Source organism: Cupriavidus sp. 05N40, from assembly GCF_056397305.1.
The window spans coordinates 1-5508 of sequence record NZ_JBFTND010000318.1 but is presented as its reverse complement, the minus strand read 5'-3'; the positions used below and the strand labels follow the sequence as shown (position 1 = coordinate 5508).

The 5508-nt window shown below is 66.1% G+C and carries 5 protein-coding genes and 1 pseudogene; 5 read left to right on the top strand and 1 reads right to left on the bottom strand.

Annotated elements, in window-relative coordinates; translation table 11 throughout:
* From AC1DO7_RS38930 to AC1DO7_RS38910, 5 genes are all read left to right on the top strand, one after another.
* A partial coding sequence (locus AC1DO7_RS38930) for an ATP-binding cassette domain-containing protein (RefSeq protein WP_477117395.1) occupies positions 1–635 on the top strand: 635 nt, incomplete at its 5' end.
* The gene (locus AC1DO7_RS38925) at positions 628–1728 is read left to right on the top strand and encodes an ABC transporter permease (RefSeq protein WP_441612459.1); all 1101 of its coding nucleotides are present in this window, start codon (positions 628–630) and stop codon (positions 1726–1728) included. The genes AC1DO7_RS38930 and AC1DO7_RS38925, both read left to right, overlap by 8 nt.
* A gap of 17 nt (positions 1729–1745) precedes the next feature.
* The gene (locus tag AC1DO7_RS38920) at positions 1746–2666 is read left to right on the top strand and encodes an ABC transporter permease (protein ID WP_477117394.1); all 921 of its coding nucleotides are present in this window, start codon (positions 1746–1748) and stop codon (positions 2664–2666) included.
* A 151-nt stretch (positions 2667–2817) separates the two neighbouring features.
* Entirely contained in the window at positions 2818–3963 is a 1146-nt protein-coding gene (locus AC1DO7_RS38915) for a BMP family ABC transporter substrate-binding protein (RefSeq protein WP_477117393.1), read from the top strand.
* Between the two features lie 19 nt (positions 3964–3982).
* On the top strand, positions 3983–4384 hold the full coding sequence (locus AC1DO7_RS38910; RefSeq protein WP_441612462.1) for a hypothetical protein: 402 nt from the start codon (positions 3983–3985) through the stop codon (positions 4382–4384).
* A 327-nt stretch (positions 4385–4711) separates the two neighbouring features.
* Here AC1DO7_RS38910 and AC1DO7_RS38905 read toward each other — a convergent pair.
* Positions 4712–5119 (bottom strand): annotated as a pseudogene (locus AC1DO7_RS38905) (transposase); the annotation flags it as partial.
* Between the last annotated feature and the right edge of the window lie 389 nt (positions 5120–5508).

Sequence of the window (5508 nt, the reverse complement as noted above, 5' to 3'; positions counted from 1 at the left end):
TGCGTGCCGAGCGCGGCGCCGTGCTGCTCGACGACAAGCCGGTCGGCCGCCTCGACGCGCGCGCGCGCCGCCGCGCCGGCCTGGCCTTCGTGCCGGAGGAGCGCCTGGGCCGCGGCGCCGTGCCGGGCATGAGCCTGGCCGCCAACACACTGCTGTCGCACCAGTCCGCGCCGTACGTGCGGCGCGGCATGATTTCGCCGAAGGCGGCGGCCGGGCTGGCCCACGCCGTGATTGGCCGCTTCCGCGTCAAGGCGAGCGGGCCGGAGGCGCTGGCCAAGAGCCTGTCGGGTGGCAACCTGCAGAAATTCATCGTCGGCCGCGAGATCGAAAGCGGCCCCAAGGTGCTGATCGTGGCCCAGCCTACCTGGGGCGTGGACGTGGGCGCCGCGGCGCAGATCCATAACGAGCTGCTGGCCCTCAAGGCCACCGGCTGCGCGCTGCTGGTGGTGTCCGAGGAGCTCGACGAGCTGTTCGCCATCTGCGACCGCCTGCATGTGATCGCCAAGGGCCGGCTGTCGCCGTYGATCCCGACCCAGGACGCCACGCGCGAACAGGTCGGCCTGTGGATGAGCGGCTTGTGGGAAGGTGGCCCGGGCGGGCAGCGCGAACAACAGGAGGCCGTGCTCCATGGCTGATTTCCTGCTCCGCTCGCCCGTATCGCTGGCGCCGCGCGGGCTGCCCTCGCGCCGCATGGCCTATGCTTCGCCGCTGATCGCGCTGGCCCTGACGCTGATGTTCGGCGCCCTGCTGTTCCTGCTGCTCGGCAAGGACCCGATGGCCGCGCTCAAGGTCTTCCTGGTCGATCCGCTCAAGGACCGCCGCGCCATCGGCGAGGTGCTGCTCAAGACCGTGCCCCTGGTGCTGTGCGCGCTTGGCCTGTCGGTGTGCTACCGCGCCAATATCTGGAATATCGGCGCCGACGGCCAGCTGATCCTGGGCGGCATCTTCGCCGGCGCCACCGTGCTGTATTTCGACGTGCCCGGCAATGGCGTCAACGGCACCGTGGTGCTGGTGCTGGCATCGCTGGCCGGCGTGGCCGGCGGCATGTTCTGGGCCTCGCTCACGGCCGCGCTCAAGGACAAGTTCAACGCCAACGAGATCCTGGTGTCGCTGATGCTGACCTATATCGCGCAGCAGCTGATGCTGTACGTGGTCAATGGTCCGCTCAAGGATCCCAACGGCATGAACTTCCCGCAGTCCAAGGTGTTCTCGTCCGAGTTCCTGCTGCCCAACCTGCTGTCGGGCTCGCGCCTGCACGCGGGCTTCGCGGTGATGCTGGTGCTGGTGGTGCTGATGACGGTCTTCGTCTTCCGCAGCTTCGCCGGCTACCGCCTGCAGGTCGGCGGCACCGCGCCGGCGGCCGCGCGCTATGCCGGCTTCTCGGCGCGCCGCTCGCTGTGGAGCGCGCTGATGATCTCGGGCGGCACCGCCGGCCTGGCGGGTGCCTTCGAGGTGACCGGCCCGATCGGCCAGTTGCTGCCGTCGATCTCGCCCGGCTATGGCTTCACCGCGATCATCGTGGCCTTCGTCGGCCGCCTGCATCCGGTGGGCACCGTGTTCGGCGGCATCGTCATGTCGCTGTTCTACATCGGCGGCGAAATGGCGCAGTCGCGCCTGGGCCTGCCCTCGGCCATCGGCTCGGTGTTCCAGGGCATGCTGCTGTTCTTCCTGCTGGCCAGCGACACGCTGATCGACAACCGCCTGCGCTGGCGCGCCAAGGCCGCCTGAGCGAGAGCCCCCGACACATGGAACAATTCGCCCCTCTCATCGCCACCGCGATCAACGCCGGCACGCCGCTGCTGCTGGCCGCGCTTGGCCTGCTCATCAACGAGCGCTCGGGTGTGCTCAACCTCGGCGCCGAAGGCATGATGCTGGTCGCCGCCGCGGTCGGCTTCATGGCCGGCTACCAGACCCAGTCGCCGATGATCGGCTTCGCCGCCGGCGCACTGGCCGGCATGGCCATGGCCACACTGTTCTCGTGGCTGGCGCTGGTGCTGGCCACCAACCAGGTGGCCACCGGCCTGGCGCTGTCGATCTTCGGCACCGGCCTGTCGGCCTTCATGGGCCAGCGCTTCGTCGGCTACGCCATGCCTTCGCAGGCCAGGTCGATCCCCGGCCTGGCCGATATCCCGTTCTTCGGCCCGGCCTTCTTCCAGCATCACTGGATGGTGTATTTCAGCCTGCTGCTGTGCGCGGCCATCGCGTGGTTCCTGTTCCGCACGCGCGCCGGGCTGACCCTGCGCGCGATCGGCGAATCGCCGGAGTCGGCGCACGCGCTGGGCYACCCGGTGCGCATGATCCGCTTCGGCGCGCTGCTGTTCGGCGGCGCCTGCTGCGGGCTGGCCGGCGCCTACCTGTCGCTGGTGTACACGCCGATGTGGGTGGAGAACCTGGTGGCCGGACGCGGCTGGATCGCGCTGGCGCTGACCACCTTCGCCACCTGGCGCCCGGGCCGGGTGCTGGCCGGCGCGTGGCTGTTCGGCGGCGTCACCATCCTGCAGTTCTACCTGCAGGGCATCGGCGTGGCGGTGCCATCGCAGATCCTGTCGATGCTGCCCTACGCCGCCACCATCGTGGTGCTGGCACTGATCTCGCGCAACCCGGCGTGGATCCGCCTGAACATGCCGGCGTCGCTGGGCAAGCCGTTCCGCCCGGGTGTCGCCTGACCCGGCCAGCCGCGTCCTGTTCGCGTGGATCGCGCCCCCGCGGCGCCATCCACGCGCGGCCCTGCCGCATCCGGCCTCGTTTAGCGATTCAGAGCCATAGTTGCACCCTCAATCAAAAAAATCAGTAGCAAGGTCATTTCAAGGAGAAATCATGATCGTCACGCGCAGGAAAACCCTGGCGGCCCTCGCTGCCACCGCCGTGCTGGCCCTGGCTGGCTGCGGCAAGAAGGAAGCCGAAAAGCCGGCGGAAAGCGCCGCGCCCGCTTCGGCCCCCGCCGCCGAGCAGAAGGCCGAGCCGCTCAAGGTCGCCTTCGTCTACATCGGGCCCGTGGGTGATGCCGGCTGGACCTATGCGCACGACGCCGGCCGCAAGGCGGTGGAAGAAAAGTACGGCGACAAGGTGAAGACCTCGTTCGTCGAGAACGTGCCGGAATCGGCCGCGGACGCCGAACGCGTGTTCCGCGACCTGGCCGCGCAGGGCAACAAGCTGATCTTCGGCACCACCTTCGGCTACATGGAGTCGATGCTCAAGGTGGCCAAGGAATTCCCGGACGTGAAGTTCGAGCACGCTACCGGCTTCAAGACCGCGGACAACCTTGCGCAGTACGATGTGCGCACGTATGAAGGCGCGTACCTGGCTGGCGTGGTCGCCGGCAAGATGAGCAAGACCGGCAAGATGGGCGTGGTGGCATCGGTGCCCATCCCCGAGGTGATCCGCAACATCGACTCGTTCACCCTCGGCGCGCGCAGCGTCAATCCCAAGGCCACGGTCAAGGTSGTGTGGGTGAACAARTGGTTCGATCCGGGCAAGGAGCGMGAAGCSGCSACSACSCTGATCGGCCAGGGCGTGGACATGCTCATGCAGAACACCGACTCCGCCGCCGTGGTGCAGACCGCGCAGGAAAAGGGCGTGTACGCCTTCGGCTGGGACAGCGACATGAGCAAGTTCGGCGAGAAGGCGCACCTGGCTGCCTCGGTGATCTCCTGGGGCGTCTACTACAACAAGGTGGTGGRMGACGTGCTGRMCAASCAGTGGAAGAACAGCACCACGTGGTGGGGCSTSAAGGAAGGCATGATCGACCTGAAGGGCTTCAACGCCGTGGTGCCGGATGACGTCAAGGCCCTGGTGGAAGWGCGCAAGAAGGGCATCGCCGACGGCTCGGCGCCGATCTGGAAGGGTCCGCTCAAGGACAACACCGGCAAGGATCAACTGGCCAAGGACCAGGTCGCCGACGACGGTTTCCTGCACGGCATCAAGTTCTACGTCGAAGGCGTGGAGGGGAAGATTCCGGGTTGATGGTTGGTGGAGGGAGGTAGTGAGAAGCGGTGGATGTGGTTTTTGGCATCTGCCGCTTTTTTTTGGATTGTCGGTGGGGGGCGGGGGCGGATTCGGTTTGGCTTTTTTGCTTCGATGTCTGAGGTTTTTTGCGTTTGATGCTGTTTGTGGTTTGTGGTTTGTGGGCTGGCGCTTGTGCTTCAAAGTCAACATCAACATCAACGTCAAAGGCTTTCGCTCCCCCGGAGCGACCTACTTTCTTTTCCCCGAAAAGAAAGTAGGCAAAGAAAGCGGGCTGCCTGGCCGGCAGGGGCAGAAACATTGGGATTCCCGGTGTTGCTGGTTTCGTCGTGGGGTTTTTGGTTCTGCTTGCATCCTGCCGTTACCGGGGCGGGCGGCCGCGATCTTGCTGGCGACAGTGGTTTCGGGGTCAGACCTATGATGGCGGGCGTACTGCTTGTCCGGCCATCTGCCGTTACCGGCTTAAGCGGCCACGGCATAGCACCCTCGTGGTTTCGTGGTTTCGTGGTGGGCGCGGTGGACCGGGGCGCGGGTGTCAGCGGGTAATCCCGCGCGGGGGCCACCGGGCACGAAACCAGTGCCGTTCCCATGCCGTTCCCATCCGCCCCGGTCGCGGTAGTTTCAGGGTCAGACCTATGATGCCGAACACACTGCTTGTCCGGCCATCTGCCGTTACCGGCTTAAGCGGCCACGACGTAGCACGCTCGTGGTTTCGTGGTGGGCGCGGTGGACCGGGGCGCGGGTGTCAGCGGATCTCGCGCACGGTCATGCCACGGGCATACACGGCGATGATCTTGTCATCGAACCCGGTGAAGCGCCGCTCGTGCTTGGGAATCAGGATCGGATCGAAGCTGCTGTCGCGGTCGCGTGGGATGTCTACGCGCCGCGGGCCGTCTTCGGTCAGCTCGGTCTTGGCGCTCCTGCCGTTGCGCTGGTTGGCCGTGCCGGCCGGACGCTCGGTGCCGGGCGAGTAGCCCAGATGATGGCCTAGCTCAGCGCCCAAAGCTCGTTCGATCAGGGCCTTCTTGAACGCCATCGAAGCGTCCTGGACCGCCTCGGCAGTCATCGGGCCCTTCACGAAATGGGCGATCAAGTCCTCGGGGATGGTGTGCAGCTCACGGTCGGCGGCCTGGCTCGTCTTGGTTTTGCGTGGCATGACATGCTCCTTGGCGGCATGTTATGCCCTAAACACAAAATTTCTGACAGGTCCGCGCTGGGTTACCTCTTAAGCGGATGCCATTGGGCACTGAGCTCAAATAGGGGCCGCCGCGCCCACCACGAAACCAGTGCCGCTCCTAGGACGTGCCCATCCGCCCCGGTCGCGGCAGCAGCTTGAACTACCTGGGCCGCCGCCATCATGCAGCGCCACCACGAATCGGACGCCACCCACAGGATAGTGGCCGCGCGCACCGGTAACGGCAGGATGCCAGCAAAACCACGGCCCCCACGACGAAACCACCGACAACCAGCAACCCCAATGTTTCTGCCCCTGCCGGCCAGGCAGTCCGCTTTCTTTGCCTACTTTCTTTTCGGAAAAAAGAAAGT

Excerpts from the sequence above, each read along its gene's own strand:
- AC1DO7_RS38925 (WP_441612459.1), top strand. The coding sequence starts at position 628 with ATGGCTGATTTCCTGCTCCGCTCGCCCGTATCGCTGGCGCCGCGCGGG.